Source organism: Paenibacillus sp. FSL R5-0810 (assembly GCF_038002285.1).
Lineage (GTDB): Bacteria > Bacillota > Bacilli > Paenibacillales > Paenibacillaceae > Paenibacillus_AQ > Paenibacillus_AQ lactis.
Window position 1 is genome coordinate 4,278,231 of sequence record NZ_JBBOCF010000001.1, and the last position, 22,738, is coordinate 4,300,968.

Below are 22,738 nucleotides of genomic sequence, written 5' to 3' on the forward strand. Positions count from 1 at the left end.
TTTCAATGCAATTGCCTTTACACGAACAATTCCTGGCACAAGCCAAGGCGAAGCTCAGCCAAGACCATCGACTGCTGGGTCTGCTTGCTGGCGGGTCCATGATGACGGGAACGATGGATGAATACAGCGATTTGGACCTCGTTATCGTGTACGACGCTGCTTACCTTAGTTCAATCATGGAGGAACGGATTCAAATTGCAGAAGGGCTAGGCCATCTGCTATCGGCCTTTACTGGAGAGCATGTCGGCGAACCCCGCTTGGTTATCTGCTTATATGGCCCGCAGCCGCTCCATGTCGATCTCAAATTTATCACCTCGGCGGAGCTTACAACGCGGATTGAGAATCCGCTCATCATATGGGAGCGAACGGGAGAGATCAGCTCGATCCTTCAAGCGACCTCCCCCTCGTATCCAACTCCCGATCCGCAATGGATGGAGGATCGCTTCTGGGTATGGATCCATTACGGCGCCGCAAAGCTGGGGAGAGGGGAGATCTTTGAGGCCATCGACCTGATCACCTTTATTCGCGGCACGGTATTAGGCCCATTGATCCTAATGCAAGAGGGACATTTGCCCAGAGGGGTCCGAAGGCTGGAGGAGCATGCAGAGAACGAATTGGAGGAGCTTAAGCGGACCCTTCCTGTTCATGACGCCAACAGCTGCTACCATGCGTTGAAAACCACGATCCGCATGTATAAACGCTTGCGGCCAGCCTCGGATACCTTCATAGCCAGATCAGAAGCCGAGCAGATCTCCATTTCTTATTTGGAGCATATTTATGACACGATAATCAAAAATAGTTAATCATAAACAGAAAAAACGCGAGGAGGCTGTCCCAAAGGTCATTAGACCTGGAACAGCCTCTTGGTATGTGTGGAAGAAGCCGCACGTGCGAATCATCTCTTCGCCCGCTTGCTGCTCTTCCTGCTATGAATAATCGGTCTTTCTTCCTATTGAAGAACCACGGTATCCCCCGGTTTCAGTCCGGACAGCACTTCGATTTTATCCAGCGTCTGCATGCCTGTCTCAATATCCTGCCGCTCAATTTGACCGCCGCCCTTATCGACCATCACATAAGAGATGTCGCCTTCGGTCATAACAGCCAGCTTCGGCACGACAACCGCCTTCTCTTTGCGTTCGGTAACGATGTCTCCGGTCAAGGTCAGTCCGCCGATCAAACGGTCGTTTTTCGGCAGGGAGATGATCACTTTGAATTGCGGCGTCTGGGATGTCTGCTTTTCCTGGGAAGTCGTCTCCGCGAATTTGGCCACCTCTTCCACTTTTCCCTTCAGCTTCATGTCCTTAATGGAAGGCATTTTCACTTCAACCTCCATCCCCGGCTTAATGCTGAACACCTCGCTCTCCCCGACATAGGCGGCGAACCGAAGCGAGTTCAGATCAACGATTTTGCCGATATATTGATTGGCCGTCACCGACTGGGGCTGCTTCTGCGAATTGTCGAATAGAAAAATGCCCGCCGACGGCGACCGGTATATCGATTGCTTCAGACGCTCATTCAATTCTGCGATCGTCTGAGCCTCGATCATCTCGTTGACCCCGTCCAGCTCACTGCTCAGCTTGGCGGTTTCCTGATCGGCCAGCAGCTTCAGGCGCTCTGCTTCCGTCGCTCCAACCGGGGCATTATCCAAATCCTGATTGAGCGTGAACTCCTTCAGCTCCTGCTCCAGCTTCCGCTTCTTCCGCTCGGCCTCCTTCTGCTGAAGCTGCTGGTGAATGGTCTTCTGCTCTAGACTGAACAGCGTATCCCCTTTCTTGATCTGCTGCCCGTTCGCAACGTTCCAGGATTCCACCTTCGCTTCAAAAGGGGCGTAAACATTCGTTTCCTTTCCATATTCCGAGGTGCCCTTGACCTGCACAGTCGTCACGATCGTCTCCTCGGTGACAGGAAATGAAATCACCTGCGGCTCTTCCATCATGGGTATCGGCGCTTCCTTCGGCTTTACCTGTCCGTATCCCCAATAGCCGACCAAGCCGATGACCGCTGCAATAACCAACCATTTTATTATTTTTTTCATACCGTATATTAGCGTCCTTTCCGATCCGGTAGTCTCCTAATCCCGCTTGATCGCGAGCAGCGCATTGGTTCTGGCGGCGCTGATCGCCGGATAAATCCCTGAAAAAATCCCCGTCGTCACAGCGAATGCGATGCCGATCGGCAGCGTATTCGGGGTCACCTCAATCTGCAGCCCCGCCATGCCCGCGGAAGCCGTAATGAACGAGTTCAGCCCATTAACGATAAAATATGCGAATACGATGCCAAGCAAGCCGCCAAGGAAACCTAGCAGACTCGCTTCAACGATGAACATGACGCGGATCTGACCCGAATTCGCCCCCAGAACCTTCATGATGCCGATTTGCCGGCGGCGCTGATGCGTCGACATGGTCATGGCCACAATGATCGAGATGGACGCCAGCAGCAGAATGAAAACGCCGACGCCGAGCGCAATCGCTTTGAAGGTATTCAGCTGGGAAGCGATCTGATCGCGCGCGGACAAGTTGTCGCTGGCATTCAAGGCCAGCTTCGATATGAGCTCCTCCAGCTGCTGGATATGCCCAAGATCATCCACCTTGACCGTTAACGTATCGTACGTCCGCTGTTTCATGGCGGCTCCATTATTGGAATTCAAGGTGTCATTCAACCAATCCGCCGTTTCGAACGATACATAGGCCTGGCGGTCGTAGATGGCAAACTCGGCATTCTGTCCCTTCGGAACATCGAGCACGCCCCCGATATAAAGGCGCGGGCCGAGCGCTTTCTGTTCGCCCTCCATCCGCTCGGGCTGGATGCTCTTGCCCATCATATCCGTAATGGCGCTGTCGTACGTATATAACTCTTCCCATATTTTCGGATTATTGGGATCGCTGTTTATCATGTTCATTAATCTTTCGCTGGTCTCGGCATCCTTCCAGCCTGACGTTGCGCCATAGTTGAGCACCACCGCACCCATCTGATCCAGCGGCCCGCCCTGCGCGAAACGGTTGCCCTGCTCCTTAAGCTTCGTCAAATCAACGGCCATGATATTGATGCCGTCATGAACCAAATTATCGGACGAGAGGAACCGGAAGTACCCCATCTGCTTGGCGGCAACGACCGACTTCACATGATGAAAGCCCTCAATCACTCGAACCTTGTCATCGGTCAATAGCCCCCGCTCCGCGCCGGGCCCGCTGCTTCCATCCGCAGAGCCGCCCGAGCCTTGAGGAGTTACCGTAATCTCATCCAGCTTCAAGCCGCCTATGATCTCCTTCTCCAGGTAGCTTTGGGCGCCGTTTCCGATGCTGATCGCTACAATGATCGCCGCACAACCGATCGATATCCCGGTCATGCACAGGGCCGTCACCACTTTGCGGCGCTTGATCTGGCCCCAGGCAAGCCGCATACTGTCTACAAATTTCAGCTTTCGTCACCTGCCTTCTCCGGCCCGGACGGGACGGCTTGCAGCTCTTGGGCAGCAGCTGCGGGTTCCTCGGAAGCTGCGGGAACGCCGGCTTCAGGCTGACGCGCCTCGGGCTCCTCGGTAATCGCGGGTGCGATGACCTCTGGCGAATGCACGGCTGGCTCCTCGCTAGCAGCGGGTGCAACGACTTCAGGCATATGCTCATCTGGCTCCTCGCGAGCAGCGAGTGCAATGACTTCAGGCTGACGCGGCGCTTCCGGTCCCGATCCTTCCCCCGGGGTGACGAGGTAGCCGTCGCGAAGCATGATCGTTTTCTTCATTTGAGCCGCAACTTCCATTTCATGCGTGACGATAACGAACGTCGTGTTCATCGATTGGTTGAGCGTCATCATGATGCGAAGAATCTCCTCTTCCGTCTTGGTGTCGAGGTTGCCGGTCGGCTCATCCGCAAAAATAACGGAAGGCTCCGTGATTAGCGACCGCGCGATGCTGACCCGCTGCTGCTGCCCTCCCGATAGCTGGGAAGGATACATCTCGGCTTTATCGCCGATCCCCGTAATCTCCAGAAGCTCCATCGCTTTCTTGCGGCGCTTCGATCTCGGGACGGATTGAAAGACGAGCGGAAGCTCTACATTCTCCCTCACCGTCAGCGTAGGGATCAATTCATAAGCTTGAAAAATAAATCCGATATGCTTCCGCCGAAAGACGGCAAGCTTGTTCTCGCTATATTTGACGATATCCTGGCCGGCGATATAAATATGGCCCTCCGTCGGCTTCATGAGCCCGGCCATCAGGTTCAGCAGCGTGGATTTGCCCGATCCCGAGCTGCCAAGAAGGGCGATCATCTCGCCTTCCTGGACCTCGAACTCGATATTATGAAGCACCTTTAATACCTCGCTGCCGTTTTTGAAGCTGTGCGATACATTTTCCAAACGCAACATGTTCGCCTTTCCTCTCCCTGGTCCTTGGTTTCCCTCTTACTCTTCCGGCGGCTCCACAACATTCGGATAGAACGTCACGTTGTAGCTTTGAGTGCCGAGGGTGATCCGTTCATTCTGGAATTCGTCCGCGAGCGTCAGGGTAAACCATCCGCCTTTCAATTTTTTGTACTGCTCATCCGTCATTTCAAACGAAAGCGTCCTCGTGCCCGGAACCTGGATATCCGTCCCCGGCGTAAGGATACGCTCCTGCGTCTGTCCCAGGGTGTCCTTAATCGTCAAAATCAGCTTGTGGCCGGCATCCGCAGCGATAATGCTGTCGCTTCGCTTCACGTCCACCGTCACATTCATGGAGATGCTCGAGCTGCCCTCCTGCAAATGCCCCATCGCTTTCGTCACGGAAATGCTGTACGGATACCAGTCGAGCCCCGTCAGATTGGAGCTTGCGGCCGGACGAACCGGATTCAGCTGCATCTTCTTCACGCCGAGGACGCCGCTCACGTCTTTGCCCGGCTCGGCAAGCTTGCCCCCGGACATCGCAGTGCCCAAGGCAAGTCCCAGGCTTCCGGCCGTCCCCTTCGGCACTCTGGCCCAGAATACGACCGATTGTTTGCCTCCCGGCTGAATCGGCGTTTCCGGCTGCACGGTATCGGCCTCGTAAATTTTCCCGTCCGTTCCTTGGAAATATCCTTTCAGCAAAGCCGCTTGTACCCGGCGCGCCTCCCCGCTGGTCAGCGTCAGTTCGGAATAAATGATATCCGAATCCGCTCCTTCGTAAATCAGGGTCCGCCTCTCCTGCGCTTCTGCCCGTTTCCCGGCCGTCGTGACGGTATACGGCTTCCCTTTCTCCAGCAGCTCAATCGACTGCGTGTGTCCCGGCGTCGTCAGGGTAAGGAAAGGCGTCTTTACGCTTTCCTGCTGGGCAAACAGCTTGAAGCGAAGTGTGCGGATATCCTTCGTGTACGGAATTTTGGCCAGAACGGACACCTCGGTGGATGCTCCCGGCGCGATCAAGGAGCCCTGCTCCCCGGCTATGACCTCGGGACTTGCGAGTACGGTCTTTTCGTCCGCGGTGACATCCGCTTTCAGCTCAGGCAGCTGCAAGGCGTTCGTCTCATGGGTATTACGCAATCGCAGTTTGGCTACAATAAGATCCGTATCCTGCCATGGCAGGCGCTGAATGGATTCCAGCGTGTAAGCAAACCCGCCGGCACTCTGGGGCGCATACTCAACCCCGATGGAGGACTGGCGTTCCGTTTGATAAGGAATGCTGAAGTAGGCCAAAGGCAGGCTCGCTTTGCTTGGAGCATCCGTGCTTGTGCTTCCCCCCGGCTCCTCCTGACCCGCAGGCGGTGAAGGTGTGCGCTCATCGCCCGATGCTTCGATCATCTGCAGCTTCAAGCGGTCCTGCTTGAGCTCCATCGGCAGGGAGATTTCCAGTGTTAAGGTTTTCTCTTGCCCCGGCCGAAGCGTCAGCATCAGGCTGCCCGGATCTCCCGGCGCATAAGGATGATAGGAGCCCTCCGACGCCTTGATCGCATACTCATACGCCGGAACCTTGGCGGTTTTCTTCCCTTTGTTCTTGAAAGCCATCTCGATATTCCATATCCCCTGGTCCCCGGAAGAGCGCAGCGTGGCTTGACGGATTCTCGCTTCGACCGGCTGGCCGCTAATCGTCAGGGACTTGGCCGCACCTGCAGGCACGTCCCATTTAGGAGCGGTGGCAGCAGGCAGCCGGAACGAGCCTACAGGCAGGCTCAGCTTCAAGGCTTCATCGGTTTCCGTCCATAAAAAACGCAAGCCCGACGGTTTTAGATACGTTGGAACTTCTGTTATGTAATAGACCAGCTTCCGTTCTTTCGGCTGAATCGGTGTCCCCTCGGGCCCTGCCTCGCGCTGAAGCCGGAAGGAGCTGCCGCTCTTCGTGACCAGGAACGGGTCATAACCGCGGTCCGACCATGCGCTGCTGCCGTTATTCGTCATCGACATGCCTACCCTCGCGATGACTTTGCCGTCATATTTGATGATCTCCAGCGATTCCGATTTTACGGTAACCGGAGTTCCGCTCAGGCTCAGCTTTGCATTCACGCCTGAAGCAACCGCGGCCGAATAATTGGAAGGCAGCCTGTATGACCCGACACGCTCCAAATAGCCTTTGACCTTCGGGTTCCATACGTCCATAGCGAGCTTCATGCCGGACAAGGAAGGAGTGTCCGTCTTGACGTAATAGGTTACGGTCAGGCTTTGACCCGGCTCGACCTTCTTCTTCGCAAGGTCTTTGGATATCGGATTGGCGGCCTTGACCGAACCTCCGGGAAGCACCGCTTTGGGGAAGTACGTGACGAGCCTGGCCGCGGCTTTTCCTCCATTTTTGTATTGGAGGGTAAATACGGCCACGCTGTCTCCGTTCTGCTGCCATACGTCGGCTTGCTCAAGCGTCGCCGTGACGCCGCCGCCGAGCTTCACGCGCCAGTCGAGAGCCGGACTTTGGGCCGCAGCAGATCCGACAGCCTGCGATGACGCCGTCTTAGACGCAGCCGCATCGGCATGCGGCGCGGCCGCCAATGTTACAGCCAGCAGAATGGCTGCCGCTGTGTACCTTTTTTTATTCATATTATGAAACTGCTCCTTTCCGCCCAAGCACCCCGATCGATTCCAATCGACGGATGGTGATGGCTATACTAGAATAACGATAGATTCGCGGAGAAAGTTTGGACTGCTGTTCCAACGAACTTTCAGACTTTTCAAACATAAAAGTTGATTTAATCCCCCCAAACGGTTTAATATAAGTAGTGTAGCCTATGTTACATACCGCAGTGCCCGGATGATAAGGACTTCCTGAACAAGGACGGCCTTGATCATAACCAAAAAACTAATTTACAGGAGGTTTTCATTTATGGCATTCCAATTACCACCTCTTCCTTACGCAAACGACGCGCTCGAGCCTCACATCGACGCACAAACGATGGAGATCCATCACGATCGCCATCATAACACGTACGTTACCAACCTGAACGCTGCCCTGGAGAGCGCTCCAGAGCTTCAAGACAAATCCCTTGAAGAGCTGATTTCGAATCTGGACGCCGTTCCTGAAAGCATCCGCACGGCAGTCCGCAACAACGGCGGCGGCCATGCTAACCACTCCCTGTTCTGGGAAGTTATCGGACCAAACGGCGGCGGACAGCCTACCGGCGCTCTGGCTGAAGCGATCAACAACGAGCTCGGCGGCTTCGATAAATTCAAGGAAGACTTCACGAAAGCAGCTACAACCCGTTTCGGCAGCGGTTGGGCATGGCTCGTTGTGAAAGACGGCAAATTGGCCGTAACTAGCACACCGAACCAAGACAGCCCGCTCATGGAAGGTCAAACGCCTCTCCTCGGCCTTGACGTTTGGGAGCATGCTTACTACCTGAAATATCAAAACAAACGCCCTGATTACATCTCCGCATTCTGGAACGTTGTAAACTGGGAAGAAGTCGGCAAACGCTACGAAAGCGCGAAGTAATCCAGCGTTCTCACACTAAGCGAAGCCGATTATAATAAGGAGCTGTCTCGCAAGCAGATCATTCTGCTGCGGGACAGCTCTTCTTTATGTGCGAGGATATAAAAAAGTGGAGTACCGGCCCGGCTCGCAAACGAGCAGCTGTTCTCCACTTTTTTAGTGTTTTTATCGAGGTGCGTTCAAGCAGATTGGCAGATCCTCTGCCTCCGTGGTCGCTCAGCTTGAAGCCCGGGCGGACGGCTGGGACTCGTAGTGGCGAGCCCTGGACGGGACATAGGCCGCAATAAGCAGGATTATTGAGACCGCGCATGCCGCACCGGCACCGATGAGGCATACCGTCTGCAGGGACCAAAGATCTGCGGCAACGCCGAGCAGCAGCGTAAGCAAAATCTGCACGATTCCTTCCAACAAACGCGTCACGCTGCTGAAACGTCCCATGAGATCGATTGGAACCTGGTTTTGAAAAAACGTCATATAACCTGCATTCGCAAACGATGAGAAGAAACCGAAAATGACAAATCCCGCTGCCGCCACCGCATATCCGTTCGAGGCATAGAACACGAAATAGCCGGCACTCGACAGCAGCGTTCCCGCTCCGATCAGCATGCGGACCGACAACCATTTTACGGTCAACGATGCGGCGGCGGAGCCTGCGAGGTACCCTGCCCCCGCTACGCTCACAAGCAAGCCATAATCCTCGTCACCCAGCTGAAGGACCTGCTTGATAAAGGTCGCTTCCTGCGAGTCCAGCGCGAAGCCCAGCAGCATCGCCGATTGGAACAAGATATAGATGAGCACAAAATAAGCCGCAGCCTTCCCGAAGTCAATCACGGCAATCCAATCCTGAACCAGCGTCTTCAAGGTCATGGCTGCCCGTTTGCCGGCCTTGCTCCCTTGTGCATCCACATCCGGCAGGAAATAAATCGCCAGCGCGCACAGGAAGAAGGAAACGGCGTTGATGATAATGCTGATGCGGATATCCGTGTATGCGATCAGGACGCCCGAGATAGCCGGACCCAACAGAGCCGCGCCGGACGAGGCAAAGCTGGACCAGGCGTTAAAGGTCTTTCGCTGCTCAGCCGGGACGAGCTTCGTGACGTACGTAATCGAGGTTGGTCCAAAGAAGGCGCCCGCCACGCTGATTAAAAACATGATCGTATAAATCCCCCACACCGACGTCATAAACGGGATCAGGGCGATGAGCGCTCCACGGATCACGTCCGTCACGATCATCAGCGTGCGCTTGTTGGCCCGGTCGATGATGCTCCCCGCCCAGGAATTGGTGAGCAGCGTAGCAAGCGGACGGATGATAAACAAGCCGGCCACTGCGGCCGGCGATCCCGTCATATTCAACACAAGCAAATTGATAGCAACGAGATAAATCCAATTCCCCAAGTTCGAAACGCCGATTCCGGCGATATATAACAACGCATGTTTCCAGCTATGCAAGCAGCATCACAGCTCCATTTCGTCTTATCCTCTATCGCGAACCGGCACCATCCATCTTGGAGAAATAGGAAGTAAGGATGCGGATGAACACGTTCGGAAAGGCGTATCGCTCCATATCGCCGGCATCGATCCAGCGAAAATCGTTCGTCTCCCCCGCTTCATACGCAGCAGCGCTCTCAGCGGCCTGCAGCCCGCTGAGTGATTCCGGCTCCTCCTGCCATACACAGCGGTAGACGGACATTTTCCATTGGATATGGCTAAACGTATGCTCGGCATCCATGTAATGGCCGATCGGCCGTACCGGAACCCCTTCCGCAAGCAAGCCATCCGTAAGCCGGATGACCGCGGCCTTCTCAGAAGGCACCGCTACATTGGACGGCACCATGACAGTCTGCGAAGGCACCGTGGTCACCTCTGACCGCTCCGCGACTGCCTTGGAATGAACGGAAGCCGTATCTGATGCCACCGTACCCCCCTTGGTCGATACCGCGCTCAGACCGGACTGCTCCGTGGCTCCCTTGGTTGATACCGCGCTCGCACCGGAAGACACTTCAATATGCGGAAGCTCCCACATCCCGGCAAGAAGCCCTGACGCCGGCCGTTTGCGGATTAGGATCTTCCCTTCGTGCACCCCGGTTCCTTCCACGATGGCTGCCAGTCGATGCTCGGGACGCGGAGGCTTTGCCTTCGTCTTGACGGGAAGCGACTCTTCCTTCCCTTCAAGCCTGCCTGCACAGTGCTCCATTACCGGACATACCAGGCATTTGGGGGATTTCGGCGTACAAATCAGCGCCCCGAGCTCCATTAGTGCCTGGGTAAAATCCGAAGCCCTCCCCTCCGGAACGAGCGTAAGCACCAGCTCCTCCATCCGGGTTCGTGTTTTTATCTTCATAATGTCATCTTCGATTAAAAAATATCGGGACAGCACCCGCATCACATTGCCGTCCACTGCTGCGGCGGGGATGTTGAACGCTATGCTGCGGATCGCGCCGGCCGTATACGGCCCGACGCCTTTTAGACCGGCGACTTCCTCCTTGCCGCTCGGCATGACCCCGCCGTACTGCTCCGTAATCTGCCTGGCAGCACTCTGCAGATTGCGGGCTCTAGAATAATACCCGAGGCCTTCCCAGCATTTCAACACGTCGTCTTCCGGCGCATCCGCCAGCGCCTCGATGGTCGGGAAGCGCTCAATAAACCGGTGGAAGTAAGGAATCACCGTATCCACCCTTGTCTGCTGCAGCATAATCTCGGATACCCATATATGATAGGGATCCCGGGATCTTCGCCAAGGCAGATCCCTTTTGTTAACGTCATACCAATCCAGCAGCTCGCTGCTGAAATATCTATCGTGATTGCGCTCTGTGTGCATGCTAGTCTATCTCCTTCTGTTATCCTTGCCTGATCCTTTCCACGACTGCGAACGCAGAGGCCAGCTCCGGCTGGTGGGAAATGGTCAAATGGATGGCGTAGTCGGCTGGATCGCCGATCGACAGACGGCTCCACGCTTCAGGAGACAGGCTGGCGATCGGCCGCCCGCCCGGATGCGGGAGCACTTCAATATCCCAGAAGCCGATGAGGCTTCCGATCCCGCAGCCGAAGGACTTCGATATCGCTTCCTTCGCCGCGAAGCGGCCGGCAACGAACTCGGTGCGCTTGGCGCCTTTCTGGAGCGCGATCTCCCGCTCTGCTTCGGTCAACACCCGTTCCACAAACTTCTCGCTATGCGGGCCGGTCATCAAAATTTCCACTCTCCGCATATCCAGCACATCATGTCCGATACCATAAATCACAATCGCTCGCGCCCCTTCTCTGATTTCTAGTCCGACCATTATTCTGCCTCAGACTATTGTATCAGTGCTTGTACCCCAAAAGCGAGATTTTCGTTGCACAATATGATTTATTGAAAAAAATTACCGTTCGAGCGTTTAAGGCCGGGTGCACAAATTAGGATCGATAGTAAACAAAACAGGGCTGACCCAGCAGTACATCTACTGATGGGTCAGCCCATTGAATGTGGGAGTGTAATAGAGAGTTAGTGCCCTGGGCGCTAAAAGGCCCAGGCTGCGCAGCAAGTCCCGAAAAAGGACTAGTTCGGGCTTTTCAGGCCCACAGGCCCGCTGCAAGTCCCAAAAAGGGACTTGTTCGCGCTCTCCGGGCCCACAGGCCCGCTGCAAGTCCCAAAATGCAGCTAGAATAAAAAGTGGACACCCCTTAGTGATAAAACGATAATGAAACAAAGCAGACGAAAGGGTGTCAAAAATATGAGTGGCAACAGGCAGCATTATAACGAGACATTTAAGCGTGAAACCGTAAAGTACGTGCAAGAACAGTCGAAGACGCTGGAGCAGATCGCCGATGACTTGAACATTAATCCAGGCACATTACATAACTGGGTCAAAAAGTATCGAGCATTCGAGCACGAGCCTGTCAATCATGGGGAAACCTTACGTCAGCAAACCCAACTTATCGAAGACCAAAAACGCGAAATTGATGATTTGAGAGAAGAAATTGCGATTCTAAAAAAGGCCATGCACATCTTCAGCAAAGAAAAGAACTAAGGTTCCAGTTTATCGAAGATCATCGCTCCGAGTTTCGATTGGAGAAGATGTGCGTTCTCTTTCACGTGTCTCGGAGCGGTTATTACAAATGGCGTACCTCTGAAGCTTCTGAACGGGAAAAACGTAAGGCAACGCTGACTGAACGCGTGAAATGGCACTTCTATGACTCCGATGAAACCTACGGCAGTCCCCGAATACGAAACGAGCTGGTGGAGGAAGGATGGACGGTATCGGAACGTACGGTGGGCCTCATTATGCGCGAACATGGCCTTCGTTCATGCATGGCCCGTAAGTTCCGAGTGGTTACGACCGATTCCAAGCATGATCTCCCGATTGCCCCTAACGTATTGGAACAAAATTTCAAAGCCACAAAGCTCAACGAAAAGTGGGTCGCTGACATCACGTACATCCCCTGCCGCCAAGGGAAACTCTATCTTGCGATCATCCTGGATCTGTACACCAAACAAATCGTCGGTTGGAAGCTAAGCGATCGGATGACCACAGACCTTACCCTCGATGCCCTAAAGATGGCGTATGCTGCGAAGAAGCCACCGAAGGGATTGATTCACCATTCCGACCGCGGTTCGCAATATGCCGCTAAAGAGTACCGTGAACAGTTGAAGCAATTTAACATGAAGCCCAGCATGAGCCGCAAAGGAAACTGCTATGACAACGCCTGTATTGAAGCGTTTCACAGTATCCTGAAACGAGAATTCATTTACAGCAAACCTAAGTTTAAAACAAAAGAGGAAGCCAGGCAAAAGCTGTACCGGTACCTTGAAATTTTTTACAACCGAAAACGTTCTAACAGTACGATTGGGTATATGTCCCCGGTGCGTTTTGAGCAGTGCTATTACGAGTGCATAGCCTAGCTTAGAGGTGTCTACTTTCTTGACAGAAGAGCAAAAAGGGACTTATTCGCACTCTTGGGGACCCTAGGCCCGCTGCAAGTCCTTAAAAGGGACTTGTTCGCTCTCTCCGGGCCCACGGGCGCGCTGCAAGTCCCCAAAAGGGACTTGTTCGCTCTCTCCGGGCCCACAGGCGCACAGCAAGCCCCCAAAAGGGACTTGTTCGCTCTTTTCAGGCCCACAAGCCCGCAGCAAGTGCCCAAAAGGGACTTGTTCACGCTCTCCAGGGCCCCAGACGCAAAACAAGTCCCCAAAAGGGACTTGTTCGTTCTCTCCAGGCCCACTGGCGCGCTGCAAGTCCCCAAAAGGCATGAGCGTTGCATAAATCTTTACATCTGCAAGCACTTGGATGAAATCTGAATAAGAACAATTAATTTACAGTTGTTTTTTCGAGAATTACACTAAAAGATCCAACACTTCTTAAATGTAGCTACGTTTTCCCATAAAATGTATTTTGTGCGAGATTTTCGTTTCCTAAGTCACTTTGCTTGTTTTAAAAATGCCAATGCTCGTTCGTAATTCAGGTACCTTCCTTGGTGCACCGCGTGGCTTTCCAGAAGTTGTTCGCGTAGGTGCTCGAAACAGAGCGTTCAAGAACTGGGACCACGGATGATACATGTGAATTCGAAACAATTCAAGGACACGCCAAAAGCTTTTCTTGGTTTCTAGACGTAGCTGCATATACTGTGCCAGCACGTAAGCGATCAGCGCAAGGTAAATCTGGTTCCATATCGCTTGCGGCTTATAGCTGTGCAGTTTTTTCAGGCGCAGATGCTGCTTTATCCATTTAAAGAAAAGTTCAATAAGCCATCGGCATTTGTAGATATGAGCTACTTCTTCGGCCTTTATGTCCTGTCGAGAGGTAAGTAGGCGATAAAAGCGCCTCTGCTCATCATAAAACTCTACGAGCCGGACCCGTTCCTTCATCTTGCGCCAACCGCTACCTACGTTCACAAGAGCATCTCGTGTGATCGGACTTCCCGGAGGGATTTCTCGTTCCTCCACAACATGGATTGAGGTGCGATCTCTCATTCGCATGACAAATTGAATGCCGCGCTCCATCCAGTTATCCATGTTTTTGTAGCTATCATAACCACGGTCCATGACATAAGTTGCCGCCTGCTCGGTGACCAGTTCGACCGCCCCGGCTCGGTCGCCTACGTTTAAAGTCGATGGGATGACAGCGTCCGGATATACCACTTCGGGTGAAGCGGCTACGAGCCGCACATGCAGCTTTACCCCACTGGAGGTATGCGAAACTCTGGCCCAATCCCCAAGTACCAAGGGGAGTGTGATTTTCGACGAATCAATGAGTGCCAGAGGTCCAATGGTTGAAGAAATGCCCTGCTGGTGAGCCGTCAGCTTCTGGACACGGGCAACGCTATGGAGAAAAAGCATGTGCAAGATTTCCGTCGGGATTTCGCTGAGTTTCCGTGACAATTGGGCTGCGCTGATGCTGGGCAGATCAAGGATGGACCGAATTTCAGAGTGTGCATAAATTTGTTCTTCCATCTCGATATAGCTTTGCCAATGGTTGAACTGAGCCAGAATGAAAATGAGAATGCTTTTGTTGATGGTGAGCTTCTTGGCGTAGCGATCGGCATGAAGGAGTCGATCGTGTACATCCAAAGGCAGTAAAGAAAGCAGTTGACGAACGACAGTGTTTTGGGTTACGTTATCCATGGTTGGACTCCTTTTTAGAGGTCGTGGACAACGTGCTACGTCTTCTAAATTAGGAGCCTTTTTTTGTTTTGTCCATGAAAAAGATACAGGTAGTTACAGAAATAGTAACTTCAGCAAAAGTTGTGATAGGTTTTATGCAACGCTCATGCCCAAAAGGGACTTGTTCGCTCTCTCCGGGCCCACAGGCGCACAGCAAGTCCCAAAAAGGGACTTGTTCACGCTTTTCGAGGCCACAGGCGCACAGGAAGTCCCCAAAAGGGACTTGTTCACGCTCTCCGGGCCCACAAGCCCGCTGCAAGTCCCCAAAAGGGACTTGTTCGCTCTCTCCAGGGCCCCAGACGCAAAACAAGTCCCTTTCGGGACTTGTTCGCTCTCTCCGGGCTATTAAATGCCCGGGATCGTATTCCGTTTATGCGCCGTTCTGCGATAGTAGCTCTCCAGCTTCTCCTGGACCTCCGGAGCTACCTGCTTGCCCTCCAGATAGTCGCTGTTATCCTCGTAGCTGATGCCGAGCTCCTTCTCGTCGGTCTGCCCTTCCCATAGGCCTGCCGTAGGCGCCTTGTCCAGAATCGATTGCGGCACGCCCAAGTAGGAAGCCAGCTGGCGCACCTGACGCTTGTTCAAGGAGCTAAGCGGCGTTATATCCACCGCGCCGTCGCCCCATTTGGTGTAAAAGCCGGTAATCGCTTCGGATGCATGATCCGTCCCAACGACGAGCAGATTCTGTTCGAACGCAAGCGCGTACTGGACAACCATCCGCACTCTGGCCTTCACGTTGCCTTTGCCGGGGATGCTGATATGCTTGTTGACTCCGATGTTTTTCAAACCATGTTCCACTTCAAGCGCAATCTCGTTGACGGCTTCCTCGATGTTGGTCTCAACCGTATATTTCAGATTAAAAGCCTTCGCCGTCGCATAGCTGTCCGAGATGTCGGCCTGCTCGCCGTATGGCTGAAATACACCCAGCGTTTTATATTCCTTGCCGGTCTCTTCCGTAAGCTCATCGGTTGCCCGCTTGCACAGGCCTGCCGCAACCGCGCTGTCGATCCCGCCGCTAATCGCGATAAGCAGCCCCGACGTGCCGGAATTGGTAACATAGCTCTTCAGAAAATCCACCCGCTTGCGGACTTCTTCCTCCACATTGATCGATGGCTTGACGCCCAGTTCGGCAATAATCTGTTCCTGTAGACTCATCGTAAGACTCCTTTCAGAATGGCTTCTCTCTTCTCCAAAGACGGCACTTACAACAAAAGCCCCGCGGCTTCGGAATAGGCCGAACGCTTCGGGGGCTTTGTTGCTGCCGGATTACTGGCAGTAGCGATTGAATGCGTCTGTCAGATCAGCTGCGATCTCCTCGGCGGAGCGGTTCTCAACTTGATGACGCTCAATGAAATGTACCAGCTCCCCATCCTTCAAAAGAGCAATCGAAGGCGAGGATGGCGGATATGGCGCAAAATATTCACGGGCCTTCGCCGTTGCTTCCTTATCCTGCCCGGCAAATACCGTGAACAAATGATCCGGCTTCACCTCGTTTTGCAGTGCAAGTGCAACGCCTGGACGCGCTTGACCAGCCGCACAGCCGCAAACGGAATTGACAACAACGAGCGCCGTTCCTTTCGCTGCCTCAAACTGCTCTTCCACTTCCTCCGGCGTTGTCAGCTCGCGGATCCCCAGAACCGTGAGCTCATCGCGCATTGGCTGAACCATGTCGCGCATATATCGGTCAAAAGACATACCCATAACTGCTTCACTCCTTATATAAACAAGATTATTCGATTGATAACAACTCATCGCTATCTATATTATACAATCACGAAGAGTGAAAGCAAGAAAATACAAAACGAGCAGCATCCAAGGTAGGATGCCGCCCGCCGATAAAGAGGTGATGCAAGCCTAGGTGGCCGGGTAATTAATCCCGTCCTGCTTTTTGTCCACGATGGGCTCACCGCGGCGCTCTTTGTTTTCACGCTTTTGCTGCTCTTGCTCCTTGGAATTGTTTTTGCTCATCCGAATCCCTCCTTTACCGTTGGCTCTGTCTTATGATGCCAATCCGTCCATCCGATTATTCGAATGCAGCTGCGCTTTGGGGTTCAATCATCGTCTGCGGAGAGGTGCGGACGGGCAGCGATATGATAAAGACCGTGCCTTGTCCTTCACTGGATTTGACATCAATCGTTCCGTTGTGCCGCTGGACCACGCTCATGCACAGTGCCAGCCCAAGCCCGGTGCCTTTATTCTTCGTTGTAAAAAAGGGCTCGAACAACCGCTGCAGCACATCGTCCGGAATTCCTATCCCGGTATCCTTGACGAATAGCTTGACCTGTTCGCCTTCCAGGCGGGTCTCGATCGTCAGCGTTCCTTCTCCCCCATCGCTTCCATTCCGTTGCGGCATAAATTCAGGATCAGCTGCTTCATCTCTTTTGGATTCAAAAGAAGCTTCGGCATCATCGATCCCAGCTTGAGCTCGATAGACTGTCCGCGCAAATTGGCGTCCGCCCATAACAGCGGGCTCAGCTCGTGAATGATATCGTGAAGATGACACTCTTCCTTCTCGGCCGTACGATTCTGGGCCAAGGACAGAAAATCGTTAATGATGCTGTTCGCACGGTCCAGCTCTTCCATCACAATACGGTAATAATGATCAAGGGTATCCGGGCTCTTCTCCTGCATCAGCTGCAAAAATCCGCGCACAACTGCCATCGGATTCCGAATTTCATGCGTAATGCCGGCCGCCATCTGACCGACTAAGCTGAGACGCTCCACATTGATAAACTCGGAGCGCAGCTTATCAAGTTCCGTTATGTCTTCAATAATCCCAACCGCCCCCGAAATTTTGCCTGTTTGATTATGTATAAGGGGGTAAATCCCTGTCGAGTAGACTCGGGAGGCGTTACGGACAATTTCTCCCGGCGTTTCGATACCTTGAAGGGCCTTCTCGATCCTCGTTAGCAAATGCTCCTTCTGAAACATACCGTCCAAAGCCTCGTGTAACGGTTTTCCGACGATATCGCTCCTTGACAGATGCGGATAAGCAGCTTTGCTCAAGTCCGTGATCAAATGGTGGTTGGCTGCTATGATATTGCCCTTCAGGTCAACAGCTATAATGCCCAGCGGGATGAGATCCAGAAACGGACTCACGGATTCCTTGCTCATCAAAGGGCTGTTATATCGATTGGAAGCGAGCCGCTCCGCGTTCATTTCAATCCAGTATACAATCAATCCGGAGTGGAACATGCCGATCAGCATATAGAGAACCGCTACCAGAATCATATCGGGATTCAGGTGATGATTATTGACTTTTCCGTCAACGGCCTCGTGGCCCACAATGAGAAGCATGGATGGAACAAGGGCGCTCCATAGCCAGCATATTTTTTCAAGGATCGAGCCCTTCTTGAAATGAGTCGATACCCGAGGCAGCATTGAGTAGCATATGATTAGCATATTTAACAAGAGGCAGGCCAACGGCAACCCGTAAATCAGCCCATGGGTTGTTATATATACGACTGCAAGACATAACCCGGAAAACCGGCTCCCATATAAAATGCCTAAATACAGGGGAACGACTCCAAGATGAATCGGAACATAATAATCGCTCATTGCCGAGAGCAGGACACATAGAATGATGCTGATTCCGCATGCGATGACGATATGATCGCGGAATCGCAGCACAACATCCGGTTTCTTCTTGTACAGGCAATTTACATGTCTGTCGAGGAGAAGCGGCAGATGAAAGATGAGCGTACCATACAGCAGAACTTGCAGCAGAATATCTTTCCATAGGCTCAGCACAACGCTAAATCACCTCAATTCGACAACGCCTCTAATATTTTTGATTAAATCACAGGCGACACCAGATTACAATATCTTGTAAGTTCATGTTGAAATGACGAAGAATAAAGGCTTTTCGTCCTATGCTGAAGGACTTAGGATAATTCACGGTTACCGTATATAATAAGGATGATCTACTAGTGATATACCCTTAAAGGAGCTAAGAGCAAACATGCCGGATTATGATGTAATTGTGATCGGGGGCGGACCGTCCGGGCTTATGGCCTGCGTGGCGGCCGGAGAGAGAGGAGCCTCCGTTTTACTCGTGGATAAAGGGGACAAGCTTGGCCGTAAGCTCGGCATATCGGGCGGCGGCAGATGTAATGTGACCAACGCGAAAGAGCAGGATGAACTGATCGCCAATATTCCGGGTAACGGCCGGTTTCTGTACAGCGCTTTTCAGCATTGGAATAACCGGGATATTATGGCCTTCTTCGAAGGGCTCGGCATCCCGCTTAAGGAGGAAGACAACGGGCGGATGTTCCCGGTAACGGATAAGGCTTCAAGCGTTGTCAACGCCTTGATCGGCAAGGTCCGTGAGCTGGGCACCGATATCCTGACGAACAGCCCCGTGCACCGGGTTCTATTCGAGAACCATCATGCGGCGGGCATAGAATTAAAATCAGGAAGGACCATAACATCCTCTTGCGTGATCGTTGCGACCGGCGGCCAATCGGTACCTCAAACTGGCTCCACCGGCGATGGCTATCCGTGGGCCGAGGCAGCCGGCCATACCATCACCGAGCTGTACCCGACGGAGGTGCCGATCGTGTCTACGGAGCCATGGATTGCCTCCAAGGAGCTGCAAGGACTCTCGCTGAGGGATGTAGAGCTGTCGGTCTGGAACCCGAAGGGTAAGCGGATCATTGCCCACCGCGGCGACATGCTGTTCACCCACTTCGGCGTATCCGGTCCGATTGCCCTCCGATGCAGCCAGTTTATCCGCCAGGTTCAGCGGAAATTCGATATCGTGAATGTGGACATGGCCATCGATATGTTCCCGGACCGATCTGCTCCGGAAATGGAACGTGAAATTAGGATATACCTTGAGGAGGAGCCGCGGAAAAGCATTAAGAATGCGCTCAAAGGATATCTGCCTGAACGCATGATTCCCCTGCTGCTGTCCAAGGCCGGGATCGACAGCGATACGGTCTGCAGCGGCATCTCCAAAACCGCTGTAGCCGGACTGGCCGCCACCCTTAAGAAATTCATGTTCCGGGCTTCCGGAACGAGATCGCTGAAGGAGGCGTTCGTAACGGGAGGCGGCGTAAGCCTTAAGGAGATCCAACCGAAAACCATGGAGTCCAAGCTGATGCCGGGCCTCTTTTTCTGCGGTGAAATATTAGACATCCACGGCTACACCGGGGGATACAATATCACGGCAGCCTTCTCCACCGGATACACGGCTGGCAAGCACGCTGCAGAGGCCGCTTCCGGATAGTTACCGCCCTCCTTCGGGCGTATCCTAAAAGCCGACGCCCTAACTGCCCCATCAACATGGAAAAGCGCTGGTCAGCTCCTTAAGGACTGACCAGCGCTTATTTTCATTCTCCAAATGCAAATCCTACTATTATAAGAAGCGGCAATTCATGGTACCGATCGAACCACTCATGCCGATTCGTCGCCGACTTCTTCCTCGTTCTCTCTTAAAGTCCGTTCCTCCTTGTAGACCGGCAAGGACGTCAGGGTCGGTGCAACGATGACGGCCACAGCCGTACATGCAAGCCCGGCCAACCACCCGGCCGCTCCTGGAAAGAGCGTCAGGCCCGCTACCAACGAATATAGTAACGCCGGCAATACCAGCAGGGTCCGAACCACGACCACGCCTGCCGACCGGTAATGGCGGTTGTTGAACGGAAGGATATGCATGAAATCCGCTTTGGCAAACTGCGCCCAACGGGTATGAAGCCAATACGATATGAGAATGACCATGGCAATGTAGACGATCACTTTGACTACATGCGGCGGCATCCAGATCGCCGGAACTCCGAGCAATGTGATCTGGAGGTACACGGCCAGATTTTCAGACTTGCGCAGGATCGCCTTCAGACCGGCATCCGCCAGCCGCTTCTCTGCGGCCCCCTTAAAAATGCGCCCCGATTTGCGGAACAACCAGGTCTTGCTCCGGATGCTTGGGGGCTTGCCGACCGCTTGGATCATAATCATCTCGGTTAATTGGATACGCGTGCTCGCATCCTCCCGCGTATCGGAGATGAAGTCTCCCTTCATGCGCAATCGGTACCTGCCGAGCAGGAGCAGCAGCACGAGAAAAATCACAGCGCCAAACCATAAAACAAGCGGCGTTTTAAGCCCGAAGGTCACGCCTACCATGAACGTGCCGAAGAAGAGCCAGCGGCTGAAATAGCCCCCAAGCCGCCTTGCCCATCCCTTATAACGAGAACGGATTATCCTACCCGCCAGATTGGCGCACCAGGCGCAGGCTGCGGCTGCCAGCAGCAGGGGGATTAATGTCGCTTCGCCAAATCCATAGCCTCTTACAAGAAACGGGAGGGCAAGCCCCGTGAACAGCAGCCCTTTAACCGCGGAAACACAAATGCTGTATCCCATCCCGCGGACCATCAAGCCCTTGATCCATTGCGGATGCTGGCGGAGGAACAGCACGTCGGCCTCCTCGAGAAACAGCAGCACCCTGCCGAAGAACATCAGCAGCAGAAGCGAAGCAGCTCCCTGCACCGGGATATAATCAACCCAGACGGGAAGCGGTCTTGTCCATAGCTCCCGATAAAGCCCTCCGCCAAGCAGCAGACCCGGCACAATGATGTACAGCATTACCGTCCAATCTGCCACGGTAGCGAGACTTGCACGCTGATGCTTCCAATGGGATCGTACTCTTGTCCAGAACAGGGAGCCCGGGTTCTTCACATGTCGCGACCGTACCATCATGTCCTCCTCCCCGTTCATGTCAGTGCATCGAAGCAGTCAAACAAAGAGGCACCCGGAAGGTCCGCTGCGAGCCGGATGTCATCCAGTGTTCCCTGTGACGCTACTTGACCTTGTGAAATGAGGACAAAGCTGTCGCAGATTCTTTCCGCGGTATCTAGGACGTGGGTGGACATCAGTACACCTGCCCCGCGCTGCCTCTCCTCCAAAAGCAGGTTCAGAAAATCCCTCGTTGCCCTTGGATCAAGTCCGATAAACGGCTCGTCCACAATATAGACATCCGGCTTGGACAGGAAGCCGATCATGAGCATCATCTTCTGCTTCATCCCTTTGGAGAAGCCTCCGGGGAGCTCATGACGTACCGACTCCATGCCAAACTGCCGTAGAAGCGTCTCCGCCTGCTCCTCGAACCGTCCATCGTCGATCCCATATGCGGCCGCAGCCAGGTCCAGGTGCTCCCAAAGCGTCAAATCCTCGTAAAATACGGGCTGCTCCGGGACATATGCGTATCTTGGCGGATCGCCGGCAATCCTGACTTCGGCTTTGCAATCTTTCAGTAAACCAAGGACCGCTTTGATCGTCGTGCTCTTTCCTGCGCCGTTGGGGCCGATCAGCCCGAGCAGCTCGCCGGGAGCGACCCGGAACGAGATATCGCGTATCCGCGGCCGCCCGGGCTCGTATCCGGCTTCCTGAATGTTCACGGCGAGAACGGGGTCTGGTTGTGATTCATGATTCTCCCGTATCATTTCCATCTCGTAAATCCCCCATCCATTTGAATTCCTATTTCAGGTAATACGTAAAGGGATGGAATTCGTTGCAAGAGGATCAATTCTGATTGGCCGTTCGGACCGGAGACGTAGCAGGGCACCGGGCCGGATATTGAAAATATTTTTATTGGACTGTGACAAATCGCATGTTTCAACGGCCTGTGATTCGAGTAATCTTAGATTTGAAGGAATTATGGTGGACATGTCATATCCAAGTTAAAGGCGGGGAAAATTAATGAAGGTATCCATGGATCGAAAGACTCAGCTGGCGATGAGCCTGTACAAAGTGCTTGCCAATTCGTTCAAAAGCGTGAGCGAGCATGTCGTAAACGGCGGTAAAACCGAAGGCTTAAACCCGACGTCTTTTGCCGTCATGGAAATATTGCATAATGCAGGCCGCCTGCCTATTCAGCAGATCGGATCCCAGCTGCTCCTGCAGAGCGGCAACGTGACCTATGTCGTCGACCGACTCGAAGAGAAGGGGCTCGTGCGGCGCAGCCCTTGCCCCGAGGACCGACGGGTGATCTATGCCGAGCTGACCCCGCAAGGCGAAGCTCTTATGCAGAGGCTTTATCCTGAGCATGAACGCCAGATCTTATATGCGCTGGAAGGGTTAAATGAAGAGGAGAAGCTCCAGCTCATCCGGCTCCTTCGAAAAATGGGGGAATATGCGAAGCAAGCCCATTCTTCGGCACGTCGGTAGTGTCCTGAAAAAAGGACAACATAGGAAAGAACCCTGTCCTCCATGGGAGACAGGGTTCTTCGTATTTTTCAATGATTAATATA

19 protein-coding genes and 1 pseudogene are annotated in these 22,738 nt (G+C 53.4%); 6 read left to right on the top strand and 14 right to left on the bottom strand.

From position 1 onward, the window contains the following. Positions 1-5: 5 nt before the first annotated feature. Complete coding sequence (locus MKX76_RS19015; protein WP_341034450.1) at positions 6-803, top strand: nucleotidyltransferase domain-containing protein; 798 nt, start codon at positions 6-8, stop codon at positions 801-803. Between the two features lie 146 nt (positions 804-949). On the opposite strand, the gene MKX76_RS19020 is transcribed toward MKX76_RS19015, so the two are convergent. The 4 genes and pseudogenes from MKX76_RS19020 to MKX76_RS19035 form a co-directional block, all read right to left on the bottom strand. Beyond that, on the bottom strand, positions 950-2,035 hold the full coding sequence (locus tag MKX76_RS19020) for an efflux RND transporter periplasmic adaptor subunit (protein WP_144878049.1): 1,086 nt from the start codon (positions 2,033-2,035) through the stop codon (positions 950-952). A gap of 36 nt (positions 2,036-2,071) precedes the next feature. Beyond that, positions 2,072-3,400 carry an ABC transporter permease gene (locus tag MKX76_RS19025; protein ID WP_341034451.1) on the bottom strand — a complete coding sequence of 443 codons (1,329 nt, stop codon included), beginning with the start codon at positions 3,398-3,400 and terminating at the stop codon, positions 2,072-2,074. Between the two features lie 266 nt (positions 3,401-3,666). Further along, positions 3,667-4,359: pseudogene (locus tag MKX76_RS19030) on the bottom strand (ABC transporter ATP-binding protein); the annotation flags it as partial. A gap of 36 nt (positions 4,360-4,395) precedes the next feature. Next, the gene (locus MKX76_RS19035; protein ID WP_341034452.1) at positions 4,396-6,969 is read right to left on the bottom strand and encodes a hypothetical protein; all 2,574 of its coding nucleotides are present in this window, start codon (positions 6,967-6,969) and stop codon (positions 4,396-4,398) included. Between the two features lie 283 nt (positions 6,970-7,252). Between MKX76_RS19035 and MKX76_RS19040 the strand changes: the two genes are divergently transcribed. Beyond that, entirely contained in the window at positions 7,253-7,861 is a 609-nt protein-coding gene (locus MKX76_RS19040) for a superoxide dismutase (protein WP_007133067.1), read from the top strand. 213 nt (positions 7,862-8,074) lie between these two features. Here MKX76_RS19040 and MKX76_RS19045 read toward each other — a convergent pair whose 3' ends face one another. From MKX76_RS19045 to acpS, 3 genes are read right to left on the bottom strand one after another with little or no spacing between them, the layout of a single operon-like run. Next, positions 8,075-9,307, bottom strand: a complete 1,233-nt coding sequence (locus tag MKX76_RS19045; RefSeq protein ID WP_144878047.1) for an MFS transporter — start codon at positions 9,305-9,307, stop codon at positions 8,075-8,077. Between the two features lie 31 nt (positions 9,308-9,338). After that, complete coding sequence (mutY, locus tag MKX76_RS19050; protein ID WP_341034453.1) at positions 9,339-10,676, bottom strand: A/G-specific adenine glycosylase; 1,338 nt, start codon at positions 10,674-10,676, stop codon at positions 9,339-9,341. A gap of 19 nt (positions 10,677-10,695) precedes the next feature. Further along, complete coding sequence (gene acpS / locus MKX76_RS19055) at positions 10,696-11,097, bottom strand: holo-ACP synthase (RefSeq protein ID WP_028406117.1); 402 nt, start codon at positions 11,095-11,097, stop codon at positions 10,696-10,698. A 471-nt stretch (positions 11,098-11,568) separates the two neighbouring features. Here acpS and MKX76_RS19060 point away from each other — a divergent pair, with 471 nt between their 5' ends. Continuing rightward, positions 11,569-11,865, top strand: coding sequence for a transposase (locus MKX76_RS19060; RefSeq protein ID WP_341034454.1), 297 nt, complete (start codon positions 11,569-11,571; stop codon positions 11,863-11,865). 11 nt (positions 11,866-11,876) lie between these two features. After that, on the top strand, positions 11,877-12,737 hold the full coding sequence (locus MKX76_RS19065; protein ID WP_341035061.1) for an IS3 family transposase: 861 nt from the start codon (positions 11,877-11,879) through the stop codon (positions 12,735-12,737). A 510-nt stretch (positions 12,738-13,247) separates the two neighbouring features. On the opposite strand, the gene MKX76_RS19070 is transcribed toward MKX76_RS19065, so the two are convergent. From MKX76_RS19070 to MKX76_RS19090, 5 genes are all read right to left on the bottom strand, one after another. Continuing rightward, on the bottom strand, positions 13,248-14,456 hold the full coding sequence (locus tag MKX76_RS19070; protein WP_341034455.1) for an IS4 family transposase: 1,209 nt from the start codon (positions 14,454-14,456) through the stop codon (positions 13,248-13,250). Positions 14,457-14,840: 384 nt separating this feature from the next. After that, positions 14,841-15,650, bottom strand: coding sequence for an ammonia-dependent NAD(+) synthetase (gene nadE / locus MKX76_RS19075; RefSeq protein WP_007132425.1), 810 nt, complete (start codon positions 15,648-15,650; stop codon positions 14,841-14,843). 111 nt (positions 15,651-15,761) lie between these two features. After that, a complete protein-coding gene (locus tag MKX76_RS19080; protein ID WP_007132426.1) occupies positions 15,762-16,196 on the bottom strand; it encodes a BrxA/BrxB family bacilliredoxin in 435 nt (144 codons plus the stop codon). A gap of 322 nt (positions 16,197-16,518) precedes the next feature. Then, complete coding sequence (locus MKX76_RS19085) at positions 16,519-16,848, bottom strand: sensor histidine kinase (protein WP_341034456.1); 330 nt, start codon at positions 16,846-16,848, stop codon at positions 16,519-16,521. Continuing rightward, entirely contained in the window at positions 16,806-18,245 is a 1,440-nt protein-coding gene (locus MKX76_RS19090; RefSeq protein WP_341034457.1) for a histidine kinase dimerization/phospho-acceptor domain-containing protein, read from the bottom strand. Before MKX76_RS19090 ends, MKX76_RS19085 begins: the two co-directional genes overlap by 43 nt. A gap of 211 nt (positions 18,246-18,456) precedes the next feature. On the opposite strand from MKX76_RS19090, the gene MKX76_RS19095 reads away from it, so the two are divergent. Beyond that, the gene (locus MKX76_RS19095) at positions 18,457-19,725 is read left to right on the top strand and encodes a BaiN/RdsA family NAD(P)/FAD-dependent oxidoreductase (protein WP_007132429.1); all 1,269 of its coding nucleotides are present in this window, start codon (positions 18,457-18,459) and stop codon (positions 19,723-19,725) included. A gap of 167 nt (positions 19,726-19,892) precedes the next feature. Here MKX76_RS19095 and MKX76_RS19100 read toward each other — a convergent pair whose 3' ends face one another. Continuing rightward, entirely contained in the window at positions 19,893-21,188 is a 1,296-nt protein-coding gene (locus MKX76_RS19100) for an ABC transporter permease (protein ID WP_341034458.1), read from the bottom strand. A 14-nt stretch (positions 21,189-21,202) separates the two neighbouring features. Beyond that, positions 21,203-21,937, bottom strand: a complete 735-nt coding sequence (locus MKX76_RS19105) for an ATP-binding cassette domain-containing protein (protein ID WP_028407416.1) — start codon at positions 21,935-21,937, stop codon at positions 21,203-21,205. Between the two features lie 250 nt (positions 21,938-22,187). Between MKX76_RS19105 and MKX76_RS19110 the strand changes: the two genes are divergently transcribed. After that, entirely contained in the window at positions 22,188-22,655 is a 468-nt protein-coding gene (locus MKX76_RS19110; protein ID WP_007132432.1) for a MarR family winged helix-turn-helix transcriptional regulator, read from the top strand. The last annotated feature ends 83 nt before the right edge of the window (positions 22,656-22,738 follow it).